This is a genomic window from Rodentibacter sp. JRC1 (genome assembly GCF_020521555.1).
GTDB lineage: Bacteria > Pseudomonadota > Gammaproteobacteria > Enterobacterales > Pasteurellaceae > Rodentibacter > Rodentibacter abscessus.
On the sequence record NZ_BPWA01000001.1, the window covers coordinates 1362524 to 1379150 of the forward strand.

The following is a 16627-nucleotide window of genomic DNA, read 5'->3' on the forward strand; positions in this document are numbered from 1 at the left end:
AGGAAGGGCTATGTCAGCGAAAAAACCAAACTTTATCGTGCGTTTTTGGCATTGGTTTCGTAAACCAAGCCGTTTAGCGGTCGGAACAATTATCAGCCTCGCATTTATCGGCGGTATTTTATCTTGGGTCGGCTTTAATTACGGTTTAGAGCAAACCAACACCGAGCAATTCTGTGCAAGTTGCCACACCCAAGATGCTTATCCGGAATACTTACACAGTGTGCATTATCAAACCCGTACCGGTGTAGGTGCAAGCTGTCCTGATTGCCATGTACCACACGAGTTTTTGCCGAAGATGAAACGAAAAATCATCGCAGCAAAAGAAGTATATGCCTATTACACCGGCAAAGTGGATACGCTTGAAAAATTCAATCAACACCGCTTAGCGATGGCAGAAAATGAATGGGCGAGAATGAAAGCCAACGATTCACAAGAATGTCGCAACTGTCATAAGGTTGAGCGTATGAATTTTAATGATCAACGTTCCGTTGCCGCACGTATGCACCAAAAAATGAAAACGGAAGGTAAAACCTGTATTGATTGCCACAAAGGTATTGCCCACCAATTACCGGATATGAGCGGAGTGGAATCTGGTTTTAAAGACGAATCGAAAGAAGTGAAAAAATAATCCGGATTTTGACCGCACTTTGGTAACCTTGTCGGCACTTTGTTGTGCCGATTTTTGTTTTTGGTAAGGGGCGTTGAACTTTGCGTAACCCCATTTCATCTATTGTTGCGTTACGGCTTCGGCTAACGGCACTCTACAATAATTTGTGTAACGGCTACATAATACGCCAAATTAAGATTTGGATTTATACATAACGTTTTAAATGAATATGGGTTTCCGAAGTATGAATCGCTTTAATGGAACGAATTCGTTCAAGTGCTTGCCCGAGTTCTTCCAAGGAAGGGGCGATGAGTTCAACAAGAATGTCCCAACGTCCATTCGTATCATAAATCGCACTGATACAAGGCTCTCCACGTAGCGTTTGAACGACTTCAGCGGTTGCACCGCCATCAACGATCACCGTTGTCCAAGCCTTGATGCCATTACACTCTCCCTTTGGGTGAAGTTCTACCCTATAGCCTAAAATAATTCCCGCTTTTTCAAGCCGTGCAATACGATTCGTTACGGTTGCCCGAGAAACTTTTAATTTTTGGGCCAAAAAGGCGATAGAATATCTCGCATTTTCTCGTAATAAGCTCAATAATTCCTGATCGGTTTTATCTAAAATTGACATAATGCAAGCCCCCTCTGACAAAATGACTAAAATTCTCTCAAAACATTAGCACATTTCGCTATTTTAATTAACAGAAAAATCTTGCAAACTAAAGGTGTTGTAACAATTCGTTAACATTCCATTAATTCACCGGAGGAAAGTTATGTCATACCCATCAACCATCACAGGAAGTTTGCCAACCATTATCATTAGCCCGCAAGATGTTGCAAATATCATTAAACGTCAGGGTATTGAAGAAACCCTAAAAGGGATGAGAGATTATATTTTAGAGGATTATCTTAACTGGGATTCCTTTGACAAAAGCCCTCGTGTTTCCAATCATGTTCCTGATGGCGTATTAGAATTAATGCCTATTGCGAATCAGCAACAATATAGTTTTAAATATGTAAATTGTCACCCTAAAAACCCAAATGAAGGGCTTTCAACCATTTTAGCCTTCGGAGCATTAATCAGTAATGACACGGGGCAGCCTGATGTGATTAGTGAATTTACTCTCAGCACCGCATTACGCACCGCTGCCACCTCAGTACTTGCAGCGCAATATCTCGCCCGTCCTAACAGTAAACGAATGGCCATCATCGGCAATGGTTGCCAGAGTGAGTTTCAAGCCTTAGCATTTTATTATTTGTTAGGTATTGAAGAACTCGCTTTATTTGATATTGATCGTAAAGCCGGTGAAAAATTGGCTCGCAATTTAGCAAACACCTCATTAAAAATTGAAATCTTCGACACTGTTGCACAAGCGGTTAAGAATGCGGATATTATTACCACCGTAACGGCAGAATATTCAAAAGCTAACATTATTACGCCGGAAATGATCGAACCGGGTATGCATATCAATGCGGTAGGCGGCGATAATATCAATAAAACGGAATTACATGTGGAAGTGGTTAAAAACGCCCGTGTATTTGTGGAATTTGAACCTCAAACCCGTATTGAAGGAGAACTACAAAATATGCCTGCCGATTTTCCTGTTACGCCGTTATTTGAAATTTTCCAGCAAGGTAAATCAGCCCGTCAGTCAGAGAAAGAAGTAACGTTGTTTGATTCCGTAGGTTTTGCGATTGAAGATTTTTCGGCGATTCGCTATATGAAAGATGCTGCGATCAAGTTGGATTTGGCTCGTCCGGTATCCCTTACTCCTGATTTAAAAGATCCAAAAGATTTATTCAGTTACCTTTACGATTACGCCAGTATCTAATCACTTAAAACATCAGTTAAATCATTAAGGATATATGCCACTATGCATTAATCATATTTTTCATCAAATCACGTACGATTCTCTCGGCAGAATCGTACTTTTCAGGAGGAGAACTGTATGCAAAATACAAAATCTCAAACAGCAACCCAACAAATCAATATCCCTTTCCTGTATGCCTTACTGCCGGTGCTCGTTATGATTGCGACAATGGCGGTATCCATCATTAAATTTGAAGCCTCGCCACACGTTCCGCTTATCATTGGAGCGATCACGGCAACACTGGTCGCAATGAAATTCGGCTATCGTTGGAGCACCATTGAACAAGGTATTTACAACGGTATTAAAATGGCACTACCCGCCATTGTGATCATCATTATGATCGGGCTGACTATTGGCGCTTGGTTAGGCGGTGGGATTGTCGCAACAATGATTTACTACGGTTTGAAGCTCATTTCCCCTTCCTTATTTCTCTTTACGATTTGTATTATTTGCGGATTAGTCACACTTTCTATAGGCAGTTCTTGGTCAACTATGGGAACGATTGGTGTCGCTGCAATCGGTATCGGTTTAAGCATTGGGATTCCCACACCAATCGTTGCCGGTGCAGTGATTTCAGGAGCTTACTTTGGTGATAAAATGTCACCGCTGTCAGATACCACGAATCTAGCCTCCGGCATCACAGGTACCGATTTATTTGATCATATTAAACATATGTTCACCACCACCTTGCCTGCCTATCTTATTGCATTGGTTTTTTATTTATATATGGGAATGCAATTTGATTCCTCACATTCCAATCTTTCCCACATACAGGGCGTAATGGAAAGTATTGCCAAAAATTTTGTTATCAGCCCTTGGCTATTACTTGTACCGGTGATCGTCGTATTACTCGTGATGAAAAAAGTCTCCGCCATTCCTGCACTAACTATTGGCATACTCCTCGGCTCGCTTTGCCACATTTTTGTGCAAGGTAGTGAGATAGGTACAGCGGTTAAAACACTACACGATGGCTTTAAGATTCAAAGTGGACACGAAATCATTGATACCTTATTTAATCGTGGTGGAATTGAATCAATGATGTACACGATTTCACTCACCATTGTGGCAATGAGCTTTGGCGGTATTGCGGAGCAAACCGGTATCCTAAGATCGGTTGTTTCAACCATTTTACACTTTGCCCGCAATGCAAGTATGTTAATTATTGCGACAATTTTCTCCTCCGCAATAACAAACTGCACAACCTCAGAGCAATATATTTCCATTTTATTACCCGGCAGAATGTATGTTACCGCCTATAAAGAACGAAAACTGCACTCAAAAAATCTTTCCCGTGCTTTAGAAGATGGCGGTACGGTAACTTCCGTACTTGTACCTTGGAACACTTGTGGCGTATATGCTTACTCAATGCTTCAAGTCAGTGCGTTTGAATACGCGCCTTATGCTGTTTTTAACTACATAGTGCCACTACTTGCTATTATTCTTGCCTTGTTTAATATCAAAATCGAACGGATTGAATAAAGCTTCCTATTCACATCAAGGAATAATGGTTCCTTGATGTATTTTTTCGATTTTATTCATCAACTTCACATAATAGAAAAAGCCGACAATTCTGCCGGCTTTAAAAACAATCGAAAAATTGACCGCACTTCACACTAACGGTTATTTTGCAAAATACCACTTCGCCAATAAAATACCGCTATTCACCGCAATATTTAAGCCGTTTTTCAAGGGATTGCTCAAAGATAAACGCACTTTCAAATCCGGTTTCTCACACAAATCAGCTGTACTGCCTTCACTCAACAAAAACACGACTTTATCACCAAATTGTGCTTGATCTAATACCACGCCTTCTTTGCCTTGTGCGATATGCACCACTTGATAGCCCGCTTGGCGGAGTTGTTGCAATGCCAATTCAACATCTAAACATTCTAACAAACGGATATGCTCTGCACCGCCCTCCGCAACCCGCATCGCCGCTGCCGAATAGAGGTTATCTGCATTCGCCGTCACAATATGTTTCACACCGTAAAATGCACAGGTGCGTAATACACCGCCCACATTTTGAGCATTATGCACATTATCAAATAGCACTAATGCGTCTTCTTGACGTGGAATATCCAAATAGCCTTGCAATGTAAAAGAGCGTTGTTTTTTGACGAGCATACAAATACCGCCATGATGCTCCGAGCCGCTGACTAAGGTTAATTCTTCCGCACTCACAACGTGATACACCTTTTTGTTTGCCGCCAAATAGCTGAACATTTCACCGATTTTATGAGACATCTTCACCGTTGCCCACACACGAACAATGCTTTCCGGACGTTGTGCAAAGAGTTCCAAACAGGCATTCTCGCCATATACTTTCATTTCCTCCGCCCGATTTTTCTTAATTTTTTCCGGCGCACGCGGAGAAAGCGGGCCTGTTTTCTTTTCCTTTGTTTTATAAACAACACTTGTGCTTTTCACTGTAACTTTCACCGCACCTTGTTCACCGTTCGCTTTATTTAAAGAAAACGCTGAAACTTTTGGTTCACGAGTTTCTTGTTGAAAATGGCGGTCATCGTTACGATCATCACGTTTTTTATCAAAGTGCGGTCGATTTTGAGTGCATTTTTCAGAAAATTGACGTTCTTTAAAACGGGGTTCCAAAGGGGAGAAAGAACGTTTAGGACTACGTTCCTGAAAAGATTTATCGGAATTGGTTTGAAAGGTCGGTTTACGTGAATTTGTCATAATAAAGTCCGGAATATTGGATGATAATTAGCCATAAAAGGCAAAAATTTTTGAGCATTATAGCGAAAAAAAGCCTTTTTTCTATCAATCCTAAAGGGAAATATTGTAAACTAGCCCACCACTAGAAATTGCAGAGACAGATTATGTTAATCAATAAATTAAAACGAGCCGAGCAAAGTCTTCCAAATTTGCCTTTTTTACCCTTAGAAAAAGCGCAAATTGAATTTTTGTTCAGCCCGACTGAATTTAAAACGCAGATTATTGAATTAATCAGAAATGCCAAAAAACGCATTTATGTGACCGCACTTTACTGGCAAAAAGATGAAGCCGGACAAGAAATCCTTGATGAAATTTATCGCATAAAACAGGAGCATCCTGATTTAGATGTCAAAATTCTGGTGGATTGGCATCGTGCCCAACGCAATTTATTAGGCGCAGAAAAATCCGATACCAATGCCGATTGGTATTGTGAACAGCGTCAAACCTATCAACTCCCTGATGATCCCAATATGTTTTTCGGCGTGCCGATTAATACCCGCGAAGTCTTTGGCGTGCTACACATTAAAGGATTTATTTTTGATGATACCGTGCTATACAGCGGGGCAAGTATCAACAATGTGTATTTACAGCAAAATGACAAATATCGTTACGACCGTTATCAAAAAATCACCAATGCCGAACTGGCAAATTCAATGGTGAATTTCATTAATGATCATTTATTGAACGTTGATGCCGTCCATCCGCTTGATATGGTAAGCCGCCCACGGACAAAAGAAATCCGTGCCGCCATTCGGGCTTATCGTAAAAATTTAGCCGGTTGTGCGGAATATCAGTTAGAAAGTGCGGTCGGATTTTCTGATGTTTTAAGCGTTTCGCCGTTATTTGGCTTAGGCGCATCAGGTAATGAATTAAACCAAGTAATTGAGGATTTATTCTTACAAGTACAAAAAAATTTAGTCATTTGCACGCCATACTTTAATTTTCCCCGCACTTTGCAAAATAAAATCACCGGCTTACTACAAGAAGGCAAAAATGTGGAAATTATTGTCGGCGATAAAGTGGCGAACGATTTTTACATTCCGCCTGAGCAACCTTTTAAAATCGCAGGAGCATTGCCTTATTTATACGAAAGCAATCTTCGCCGTTTTTGTGAAAACTTTCAACAGGAAATCGAACAAGGTCGCTTGGTCGTTCGATTATGGAAAGACGGTGACAACACTTATCATCTAAAAGGTGTTTGGGTAGATGAAAATTATATTTTGCTCACCGGTAATAATTTGAACCCGCGTGCTTGGCGTTTAGATGCGGAAAACGGCTTATTGATTCACGATCCGAAGCAAGAGCTACGCACTCAAGTTGAAAAAGAACTGGCGCATATTCGCCAACATACCAAAGTGTTAAATCACTATTCCGAATTGGAAGAACTCACACAATATCCCGAACCGGTGCAAAAATTACTGAAAAAATTTGCCCGAGTTAAGGCGGATAAATTAGTGAAAATGATTCTTTAATTTTGAAAGGGGAAATGAAAACATTTCCCCTTGTACTCCCGATAAATTCACACTAGACTACCCCCTTTCTTTTTATTGACCGAATATGATTATGCGTGTTTCAGATTTCTATTTTGATTTACCCGATGAACTTATTGCCCGTTATCCTAAAGAGGATCGTTCCTCTTGCCGTTTACTGCAATTAAATGGCGAAAACGGGAAAATTTTTCACCGCACTTTTACCGATGTATTGGATTTAATCAATGAAGGGGACTTGCTGATTTTTAACAATACACGCGTTATTCCTGCACGAATGTTCGGGCGAAAGGCAAGCGGCGGTAAAATTGAAGTGCTAGTGGAACGAATGCTGGATGAACATCGTTTCTTAGCCCATATTCGCGCTTCCAAATCACCAAAAGAAGGGGCGGAATTATTGCTTGGTGAAGACAAACTCGGCGAAAATAACGGTGTTAAAGCAGTGATGACGGCACGCCACAATGCCTTATTTGAGGTGGAATTAAGCGATAAATCAACCGCACTTTTAAACGTGTTACAAGAAATCGGCCATATGCCATTACCACCTTATATCGACCGTCCGGATGAAGACACCGATCAAGAATGCTACCAAACGGTTTACAGTAAAGTGCCGGGTGCTGTGGCAGCACCGACCGCCGGCTTGCATTTTGATGATGAGTTGTTAGCCAAACTTCGTGCCAAAGGCGTCAATTTTGAGTTTGTTACCTTACACGTAGGCGCCGGTACATTCCAACCGGTTCGGGTAGAAAATATTGAAGAGCACGTAATGCACGCCGAATATGTGGAGCTTTCACAAGAAGTGTGCAATGCGATTATCGCCACCAAAAAAGCCGGTAAACGTGTTATTGCCGTGGGCACAACTTCCGTACGCTCCATTGAAACCGCCGCTTTATCGGCAGAAGAAAACGGCAATCCGGATATTATCGAACCTTATTTTTCAGATACCTCCATTTTTATTTACCCGGGCAAGCAATTTCGTGTGGTTGATGCCTTAATCACCAATTTCCATCTGCCGGAAAGCACTTTAATTATGTTAGTCTCCGCCTTTGCCGGCTATCAAAATACGATGGCTGCCTATAAAAGTGCGGTCGAAAATCACTATCGTTTTTTCAGTTATGGGGATGCGATGTTTATTACAAAACAAGTTAAAACACTCTGATTTTGTACTTATGAACACATCATTAATACAAAACTAAATTGGGAGAAAATAGGATTTAAATTTAGTTTGACATATCAGTAGGGGGCGTTAGGCGAAGCCGTAACGCACCAATAGACGGTCTAATGACGAAATGGTGCGTTACGCAAAGCTCAACGCCCCCTACGCCCGATAAAAATTCTCCTTATGCAATTTACATAATACTGAAAGTTTACAGTATGTTACCTTCCGTTGCCCTCACTCATATTTCATTTCACTCATTGTTCTCTCAACTCGCTTCAATATTTGCTATAATCCCGTCCCCAATTAATCTTCGAACTGTTTCTTCGTTGGAGTAAAAATGAAATATGAATTAGATAAAACAAGCGGCAATGCTCGCCGTGGGCGTTTAGTGTTTGAGCGTCCGCAAGGTACCTTTACAGTGGAAACCCCCGCTTTTATGCCGGTGGGGACTTACGGTACGGTGAAAGGTATGACACCGGAAGAAGTGCGGGCGACCGGTGCGGAAATTTTGCTTGGTAATACCTTCCATTTATGGTTACGTCCGGGGCAAGAAGTGATGCGTAAACATGGTGATTTGCACGATTTTATGCAATGGCATCGCCCGATTTTGACAGACAGCGGCGGCTTCCAAGTGTTTAGTCTCGGTAAACTGCGTAAAATCACGGAAGAAGGGGTGAAATTTCAGAACCCGATTAATGGTGAACGCATTTTTCTCTCCCCTGAAAAATCTATGGAAATTCAATACGATCTCGGTTCCGATATCGTGATGATTTTTGATGAATGCACACCTTATCCGGCAACCTTTGATTATGCCAAAAATTCAATGGAAATGTCCCTACGTTGGGCGAAACGCAGTCGTGATCGTTTTGATGAATTAGGTAATAAAAATGCGCTGTTCGGCATTATTCAAGGCGGTGTATTTGAAGAATTACGCAAAGTTTCCTTGGAAGGTTTAGTTAATATCGGTTTTGACGGTTATGCGGTGGGCGGCCTTGCCGTTGGCGAACCTAAAGAGGATATGCACCGTATTCTGGAATATATTTGCCCACAAATTCCGGCAGACAAACCACGTTATTTAATGGGCGTGGGTAAACCTGAAGATCTGGTTGAAGGCGTGCGCCGTGGGATTGATATGTTCGATTGCGTGATGCCGACCCGCAACGCACGTAACGGACATTTATTCGTCACCGATGGCATTGTGAAAATTCGTAACGCCAAATATCGTGATGATACCGGCCCGCTTGATCCACATTGCGATTGTTACACCTGTAAAAACTATACCAAAGCCTATTTGTATCATTTGGATAAATGTGGCGAAATTCTAGGGGCGCGTTTAAATACCATTCACAACTTGCGCTATTACCAACGTTTAATGGCGGAAATTCGCCAAGCCATTGAAGAGGATCGCTTCGATGATTTTGTTGTGGAATTTTACGCCCGCATAGGCAAACCTGTTCCACCACTACAATTAGATTCAACGCGATCATCAACAAGCAGCGACTAAGCCCTAAATTAACCAATCTTTACTGGCAAACTTAATACTACAAATAAAATAAACCACAGAGAAATTGCTTCCCTGTGGTTTATTAAATCAACAATTAAAATACCCTAGTAAAGCCCTTCCCGTTCTTCTCGGGTACTAATGTAGATATTTTTCACTTGGGTGTAGGCACTTAACATCATTTTGTGTGTTTCACGACCAATCCCTGAGGTTTTATAGCCCCCAAACGGAGCCCCAGCCGGTAGTCGGTTATAACAATTTACCCAAACCCGTCCTGTTTCAATGGCTCGAGCAACCCGCAAAGCACGGTTAATATTCATTGTCCACACACCACCTCCTAAGCCATATTCGGAATCGTTAGCGTAAGCGATTACCTCATCTTCGGTTCTGAATTTAATTACTGTGGCAACAGGACCAAAAATTTCTTCTTGTGCTAAACGTGAACGATTATCTGCCTCAATCAGCGTTGGCTCAATAAATTCACCGTGAGCAAGCTCCCCTTCTAATTTACGTCCACCGGTAATAATGCGACAACCCTCTTGTTCGCCAATGTTAATATATTCAAGAATGGTTTTAAGCTGACCTGCATTAACTTGCGACCCCATTTGGGTATCATCTTCCCAAGGTAGGCCCACTTTGACTTTTTTAAATTCTTCCGCTAATGCGGCAACGAATTTGTCATAAATGCCTTCTTGCACAAAAATACGGGAACCGGCACAACAAACTTGTCCTTGGTTAAATAAAATTCCTTTTACCGCGCCTTCCAAGGCTTTATCAAAAGGCATATCATCAAAGAAAATGTTGGCAGATTTACCGCCTAACTCAAGAGTAGCCGGAATCAACATTTCAGCGGCACAAATGCCAACGTGGCGACCAATTTCAGTCGAGCCTGTAAAGGCTAATTTGTTAAAGCCTTTGTGATGTAACATATACTCACCTGACTTTGAGCCACGTCCTGTGATGACATTTAATACGCCTTTCGGAAGTAAGTGATTAATTTTTTGAGCAAATGACAACAAACTCAGTGAGGTTGTACTAGAAGGATGAATAACGATGGTACAGCCTGCCGCTAGGGCGGGAGCAATTTTCCAAGCAGCCATTAGAAATGGGAAATTCCACGGAATGATTTGCCCTACAACACCGATGGGCTCACGCAAAACAATTGATAAATCTTCTTCATCAAGTTGATTTGCCGAACCCTCCTCACCTCTAATGATACTGGCAAAATAGCGAAAATGATCGGCGGCTAAAGGAATATCGGCAGCACGTGTTTCTCTAATCGGCTTACCATTATCTAAAGTTTCCTGCAAAGCAAATAGCTCTTGATGTTGTTCAATCACCTCTGCAATCCGGTTAAGAATTAATGCTCGTTCCGTTGCGGTGGTTTTTCGCCAAGTTTTAAAGGCTTGTTGGGCAGCTTGTACAGCATTATCTACATCCAAATCCGTGGCATCGACAAAGGTCGCTAATTTTTCCCCATTTGCAGGGTTATAAGAAATTAAAGTATCATTGCCTGAACCATTGGTCCATTCACCATTAATTAATAAACCATAGTGTTGATCAAAAACATTAAGATTTTTCATTGTTTGCTCCTTGTTGTGGGTTAACCAAATTGCTAAATTAATAAAGTGTGATTTAACAAAATTTAACCGGTTTGGAGCATACGATAGAGGTGAAAAGATCGCAAGATGTTACTAAATTGTTAATTTAAATTTGTGAGTAAGATCACAAATATTTAAAAAAATCTGACCGCACTTTCTACGTAAGGAAAAATAATGCAAATCCTAGAACCTCAACAATTCGCCACTTGGAATGAGCCGATTGAAATGCTTTATGCCTGCCATAGCAAGGTGAAACGTTTTTGCCATCAGCTCAATATTCTCCCCGGTTACTTAGAAAAAAACGGTGTGAATCAAGCCGTGCTGAATGATGTAAAAATTATTTTACAATATTTCAATCAAGCCGCACCGCTTCATCACGATGACGAAGAAAAAGATTTCTTCCCCGCCCTTCTTGCCAAACTACCGCAAGCGAAAGCCGATATTGAAGAATTAGAACGCCAACATACGGATTTACATCAAAATTGGCATTTACTTTCCGAGCAATTAAATGCCCTCATCGCACAAGAACGTGATCAAGTAGATGCGGAATTAATTCAGCGTTTTACCTTGGGTTACGATAAACATATCGCCATTGAAGAACCGCTTTTTGAATTAGGTAAGCAACATTTATCCGAAACGGAATTGAACCGAATCGGCAAAATAATGTCGAATCGGCGTCGGTCTTGAGGGGAAAGTAATGGACTATCAACTTGATATTCGCGATTATCGCTGTCCATTGCCGCTACTTATGGTAAAAAAAGTATTAGCCACCCTTACGGAAAATGACGAATTATCGCTATTCATCTCAACGGAAAATAATATTTCAGATGTTATGCAACTTTGTGAAACCTTAAATTTCACCTGTCGGAGAAATGGAAAGGAAAAACTAACCGTTCGTAAACTGGTCAACAAATAGTTTATTTTAAGAATTCTTATGATTGAAAAGACCGTACTTTGGAAGCGCAAAAGTGCGGTCTTTTTTCAGTTGATTTTTAATAATAGTTTTCACATTTTAAGCGATTTATGGTATTTTACCGCCCAATTTTCAACTTAAATTTAACTTAATAAGGAAACATTCAATGGAAGCACAAAGCCCAATGTCCACGCTATTTATTTTTGTCATTTTCGGTTTGATTTTTTACTTTATGATTTATCGCCCGCAAGCGAAGCGTAATAAAGAGCATAAAAAATTAATGTCTGAATTAGCCAAAGGCACCGAGGTATTAACCGCAGGCGGTGTGATGGGCAAAATCACAAAGGTAATTGAAGACAATAACAGCGTTGTGATTGCACTGAATGACACCACTGAAGTCACAATTAATCGTAATTACATTGTCACTATCCTTCCGAAAGGTTCCGTAAAAACTCTTTAATCCTCTATTCCTAAGGGAAAACTATGTTAAATCGTTACCCATTATGGAAGAATCTAATGGTGATCCTTGTGGTCGCCATTGGTATTTTATACTCTCTTCCAAATATTTACGGTGAAGATCCGGCGGTACAAATTTCAGGTACGCGCGGACAACAAGCCAATACCTCAACATTAGGACTGGTTCAAGAGGTGTTAAAAACCAATAACCTTCCGACAAAATCCCTTGTTCTTGAACAAGGTTCTATTTTAGCCCGTTTCAATAATACGGATGACCAACTTTTAGCAAAAGATAAAATTGCCGAAAAACTCGGTAATAATTACACCACGGCATTAAATCTTGCGCCGGCAACGCCTGCTTGGTTAAGTCGCATCGGGGCAAACCCGATGAAGTGGGGGTTAGATTTGCGTGGCGGTGTACGTTTCTTAATGGAAGTGGATATGAATTCCGCCTTGGCAAAACGTCAAGAACAATTACAAGACACCTTGCGTGGTGAACTCCGCAAAGAAAAAATTCAATATACAGGCATTAAAAACGCCGATAATTTCGGTACGGTTGTTACGCTTGCAAATCCGGATCAACTTTCAAAGGCTGTACGTATTATTCGTCAAATGCATCCGACTTTAGACGTAACGGATACTTCAGCCGATACATTAAATTTATCTTTTTCTACGACCGCACTTAACGAAGCCCGTGATTTAGCCATTGAGCAAAACCTAACGATTTTACGTAAACGCGTTTCGGAATTAGGTGTGGCGGAAGCCGTTATCCAACGCCAAGGCGCAGAACGTATCGTTATTGAATTACCGGGTGTACAAGATACCGCACGCGCAAAAGAAATCCTTGGGGCAACCGCAACCCTTGAATTCCGAATGGTTAATCTGACGGTAAATGCAGAAGCTGCAGCACGCGGTATTTTACCTGCCGATTCGGAAGTGAAATATGATCGCCAAGGTCATCCTGTTGTCTTATTAAAACGTCCTTCTTTAGGTGGCGAGCATATTATCAATTCCAGTGCGGCATTGGATCAACAATCAGGTACGCCGCAAGTAAGCGTAACGCTAGATAGTGAAGGTGGGGAGCAAATGTCTCAACTCACCAAAAAATACTATAAAAAACCGATGGCAACCCTTTATGTCGAATATAAAGACAACGGTAAAAAAGATGAAAATGGGAAAACTATTCTTGAGAAAAGTGAAGAGGTCATCAACGTTGCGACAATCCAAGCCCGCTTCGGAGCAAATTTCCAAATTACCGGTGTAGGCAGTATGGCGGAAGCCAACAATCTTTCCACTCTATTAAAATCAGGTGCATTAATCGCACCGGTGCAGATTGTAGAAGAACGCACTATCGGCCCATCATTGGGGGCTCAAAATGTTGAACAAGGAATGAACGCAAGTTTCTGGGGATTAATTGCCGTTATTGTCTTTATGTTGTTTTACTACAAACTTTTCGGCATTATCGCAAGCCTTGCAATGGTGATTAATATTGTCTTACTCGTAGGATTAATGTCGATTCTCCCCGGTGCAACCCTCTCTATGCCGGGGATTGCCGGTATCGTATTAACCCTTGGAATGTCGGTGGATGCCAACGTATTGATTTTTGAACGGATCAAAGAAGAAATTCGCAATGGTCGTCCTATTCAACAAGCGATTAATGAAGGTTACAACGGTGCATTCACCTCTATTTTCGATGCTAACCTAACCACCATTTTAACGGCAATTATTCTCTATGCTGTGGGGACCGGACCGATTCAAGGCTTCGCAATCACTCTTTCATTAGGTGTAGCGATTTCTCTGTTTACCGCAATCACCGGAACGCGTGCATTAGTTAACGCGATCTATGGCGGAAAACGTGTTGAAAAACTTTCTATTTAATTGAGGTGACTATGGCACTTTTTGCAAGAGATAAAGACGGACATCTCATCAAGGAAATTAACGGGATTAAACTCCCGTTCCCATTAGCGGAATTTATGAAAATTCGTAAATGGGGTTATATCGTCTCAGTCCTTTTAATGGCAATTTCAATGTTTTTCATTGTCACAAAAGGATTTAACTGGGGCTTAGATTTTACCGGCGGTGTAGTGTTTGATACGCACTTTTCACAATCGGCAAATCTTGAACAAATTCGTGATAAATTAAAACAGAATGGCATTGAAAGCCCGATTGTTCAAACCACCGGTTCCGTTCAAGACGTGATGATTCGCTTACCGGTAGCAGATAATGATTCTACGATTGGCGATCGTGTGAAAGCAATGCTGGTGGAACTTGATCCGTCCATTCATATTAAAAGTATTGAATTTGTCGGGCCTAATGTCGGTGAAGAGTTAGCGCAGGGGGCTGTTTACGCCACCTTAGCGACCCTCGCAATGATGTTAATCTACATAGGTTCGCGTTTTGAATGGCGTTTAGGCTTAGGCGGTATTGCTTCTCTCGCCCATGACGTGGTTATTACACTCGGCGTATTCTCCGCATTGCAAATCGAAATGGATTTAACCTTTGTTGCTGCGATTCTTTCTGTGGTGGGGTACTCTATTAACGATAGTATCGTTGTGTTTGACCGTGTGCGTGAAAATTTCCGTAAAATTCGTCGTTTAGAAACGATTGATATTATTGATATATCCCTCACTCAAACCTTATCAAGAACCATTATGACTTCTGCAACAACCCTAATCGTTGTTATTGCATTGTTCTTCTTTGGTGGGCCTTCTATTCATAATTTCTCATTGGCATTATTGGTCGGAATTGGTTTCGGTACTTATTCCTCCATCTTTATCGCCATTGCCATTGCCTATGATGTAGGTTTAAGACGAGAACATATGATTCCACCGAAAGTGGATAAAGAAGTCGATGAATTGCCCTAATGTTATTTAAAAGTGCGGTCAAATTTGATCTGCCCCCCAAAAGTTGGACAAAATAAACCAACTCAGTCAGGGGCAGATTTTATGACCAAATACAATCAAACATTCAAACAACAAGCCATCGATTTTTATCTTAAAAATCACTTAGATGTTTCACTTACAAAAAAACAATTTCAACTTTCCGACACCACCTTAAGACGTTGGATTACCCAATATCAACATTCAGGCAATGCAGGGCTTGCCCTATTGCCCGGCAAACGCCTTTATTCCGCTGAATTTAAATATCAAGTCATCCTTGCCGTTCAAAAAGGGGATTTCTCTGCAAGGCAAGCGACAATCCATTTCGGCATAAGTAATTCAGGTCTTATCAGCCAATGGTTGAAAGCCTTTGAAAAAGACGGTATAAACGGTTTACACCCCAAACCGAAAGGAAGACCGACAATGTCCCCGAAAAAACCAAAATACGCCAAAATGCCACCGCCGCCGAAGACCGAAGAAGACCGCTTACGGTTAAGGATTTTGGAGCTTGAAGCGGAGGTGGCATTTCTAAAAAAGTTGGACGAAGTGATACGGGAGGAAGAAGCCGAACGGCGGCGATTATCCAAAGATTGAGAGGGACGTTTCCGCTTAACATCTTGCTTTCATTGGCAAATTTGCCTCGTAGTGTGTTTTTCTATCATTTAAAGCTCAAAATGGATAAAAATCTCGCGCTTAACGCGGAAATTCGTCGGATTAAATCGAAAAATCCGGAATATGGTTATCGCCGTGTGAGTGCATTATTGAAAGGGGTTAATCACAAACGGGTACAAAGATTAATACAACAAATGGGATTGCAAATGAAAAGCAAAAAACGAGAAAATACTGTGCTTACCGTGGCAATATTGGCAAAATCGCACCAAACCGCTTACAACGGGATTTTACCGCGACCCGACCGAACGGCTCACGGATATCACGGAAATCAAAGCCAAAGACGGCAGTAAATGTTACGTCTCACCGATTTTAGACTGCTTCAACTCGGAAATCATCAGCGTTGCTATCAGTCGAAGCCCGAATTGGCAACAAGTGAAAGTAATGTTGCAACAAGCGGTCGAAAAATTACCCAAAGAGGCGAAGCCGATACTGCATTCGGACCAAGGTTGGCAATATCAAATGTGTGCGTATCAACGCATCTTACAAGAAAACGGCATAGTGCAGAGTATGTCAAGAAAGGGAAACTGCCTAGATAATGCGATGATGGAGAGCTTTTTCGGGCGGATGAAAACGGAATGTATCTATGGTAAGCATTTTGACAATGCCGAGGAGGTTGCACAAGCGGTGAGGGAGTATATACGGTATTACAATGAGGAACGAATACAATTAAAATTAAACGGCTTGAGCCCGATACAATATCGAACTCAAACCATTTGTTAAATGGTCTAACTTTTTGGGGTCAGAT

14 protein-coding genes and 1 pseudogene are annotated in these 16627 nt (G+C 41.3%); 12 read left to right on the forward strand and 3 right to left on the reverse strand.

Annotation, left to right across the window (positions count from 1 at the left end; all coding sequences use genetic code 11):
• The first annotated feature begins 10 nt into the window (after nucleotides 1-10).
• Entirely contained in the window at nucleotides 11-628 is a 618-nt protein-coding gene (locus HEMROJRC1_RS06335; protein WP_226692135.1) for a cytochrome c3 family protein, read from the forward strand.
• A gap of 184 nt (nucleotides 629-812) precedes the next feature.
• Here HEMROJRC1_RS06335 and HEMROJRC1_RS06340 read toward each other — a convergent pair whose 3' ends face one another.
• The gene (locus HEMROJRC1_RS06340; RefSeq protein ID WP_226692136.1) at nucleotides 813-1241 is read right to left on the reverse strand and encodes an Lrp/AsnC family transcriptional regulator; all 429 of its coding nucleotides are present in this window, start codon (nucleotides 1239-1241) and stop codon (nucleotides 813-815) included.
• Between the two features lie 142 nt (nucleotides 1242-1383).
• Here HEMROJRC1_RS06340 and HEMROJRC1_RS06345 point away from each other — a divergent pair, with 142 nt between their 5' ends.
• Nucleotides 1384-2442, forward strand: coding sequence for an ornithine cyclodeaminase (locus tag HEMROJRC1_RS06345; protein WP_226692137.1), 1059 nt, complete (start codon nucleotides 1384-1386; stop codon nucleotides 2440-2442).
• Nucleotides 2443-2559: 117 nt separating this feature from the next.
• Complete coding sequence (gene nhaC / locus HEMROJRC1_RS06350) at nucleotides 2560-3960, forward strand: Na+/H+ antiporter NhaC (RefSeq protein ID WP_226692138.1); 1401 nt, start codon at nucleotides 2560-2562, stop codon at nucleotides 3958-3960.
• Nucleotides 3961-4101: 141 nt separating this feature from the next.
• On the opposite strand, the gene HEMROJRC1_RS06355 is transcribed toward nhaC, so the two are convergent.
• Complete coding sequence (locus HEMROJRC1_RS06355) at nucleotides 4102-5175, reverse strand: TrmH family RNA methyltransferase (protein ID WP_226692139.1); 1074 nt, start codon at nucleotides 5173-5175, stop codon at nucleotides 4102-4104.
• A gap of 143 nt (nucleotides 5176-5318) precedes the next feature.
• Here HEMROJRC1_RS06355 and pssA point away from each other — a divergent pair, with 143 nt between their 5' ends.
• The 3 genes from pssA (at nucleotide 5319) to tgt (ending at nucleotide 9364) form a co-directional block, all read left to right on the forward strand.
• Nucleotides 5319-6686 (forward strand): CDP-diacylglycerol--serine O-phosphatidyltransferase, encoded by a 1368-nt coding sequence (pssA, locus tag HEMROJRC1_RS06360; RefSeq protein WP_226692140.1) that lies wholly within the window; start codon nucleotides 5319-5321, stop codon nucleotides 6684-6686.
• A 91-nt stretch (nucleotides 6687-6777) separates the two neighbouring features.
• Nucleotides 6778-7860 carry a tRNA preQ1(34) S-adenosylmethionine ribosyltransferase-isomerase QueA gene (queA, locus tag HEMROJRC1_RS06365; RefSeq protein WP_226692141.1) on the forward strand — a complete coding sequence of 361 codons (1083 nt, stop codon included), beginning with the start codon at nucleotides 6778-6780 and terminating at the stop codon, nucleotides 7858-7860.
• A gap of 337 nt (nucleotides 7861-8197) precedes the next feature.
• Nucleotides 8198-9364, forward strand: coding sequence for a tRNA guanosine(34) transglycosylase Tgt (gene tgt / locus HEMROJRC1_RS06370; RefSeq protein WP_226692142.1), 1167 nt, complete (start codon nucleotides 8198-8200; stop codon nucleotides 9362-9364).
• Nucleotides 9365-9468: 104 nt separating this feature from the next.
• Here tgt and HEMROJRC1_RS06375 read toward each other — a convergent pair whose 3' ends face one another.
• A complete protein-coding gene (locus tag HEMROJRC1_RS06375) occupies nucleotides 9469-10944 on the reverse strand; it encodes an aldehyde dehydrogenase family protein (RefSeq protein WP_226692143.1) in 1476 nt (491 codons plus the stop codon).
• A gap of 192 nt (nucleotides 10945-11136) precedes the next feature.
• On the opposite strand from HEMROJRC1_RS06375, the gene HEMROJRC1_RS06380 reads away from it, so the two are divergent.
• The 6 genes and pseudogenes from HEMROJRC1_RS06380 to HEMROJRC1_RS06405 all read left to right on the forward strand — a co-directional run bounded on the left by HEMROJRC1_RS06380 (nucleotide 11137) and on the right by HEMROJRC1_RS06405 (nucleotide 16602).
• Nucleotides 11137-11649 carry a hemerythrin domain-containing protein gene (locus HEMROJRC1_RS06380; RefSeq protein WP_226692144.1) on the forward strand — a complete coding sequence of 171 codons (513 nt, stop codon included), beginning with the start codon at nucleotides 11137-11139 and terminating at the stop codon, nucleotides 11647-11649.
• A gap of 10 nt (nucleotides 11650-11659) precedes the next feature.
• Nucleotides 11660-11878 (forward strand): sulfurtransferase TusA family protein, encoded by a 219-nt coding sequence (locus HEMROJRC1_RS06385; protein WP_226692145.1) that lies wholly within the window; start codon nucleotides 11660-11662, stop codon nucleotides 11876-11878.
• Between the two features lie 163 nt (nucleotides 11879-12041).
• A complete protein-coding gene (gene yajC / locus HEMROJRC1_RS06390; protein ID WP_226692146.1) occupies nucleotides 12042-12335 on the forward strand; it encodes a preprotein translocase subunit YajC in 294 nt (97 codons plus the stop codon).
• Between the two features lie 23 nt (nucleotides 12336-12358).
• Entirely contained in the window at nucleotides 12359-14209 is a 1851-nt protein-coding gene (gene secD / locus HEMROJRC1_RS06395; protein ID WP_226692147.1) for a protein translocase subunit SecD, read from the forward strand.
• A gap of 11 nt (nucleotides 14210-14220) precedes the next feature.
• Nucleotides 14221-15195, forward strand: a complete 975-nt coding sequence (secF, locus tag HEMROJRC1_RS06400) for a protein translocase subunit SecF (protein WP_226692148.1) — start codon at nucleotides 14221-14223, stop codon at nucleotides 15193-15195.
• An 81-nt stretch (nucleotides 15196-15276) separates the two neighbouring features.
• Nucleotides 15277-16602: pseudogene (locus HEMROJRC1_RS06405) on the forward strand (IS3 family transposase).
• The last annotated feature ends 25 nt before the right edge of the window (nucleotides 16603-16627 follow it).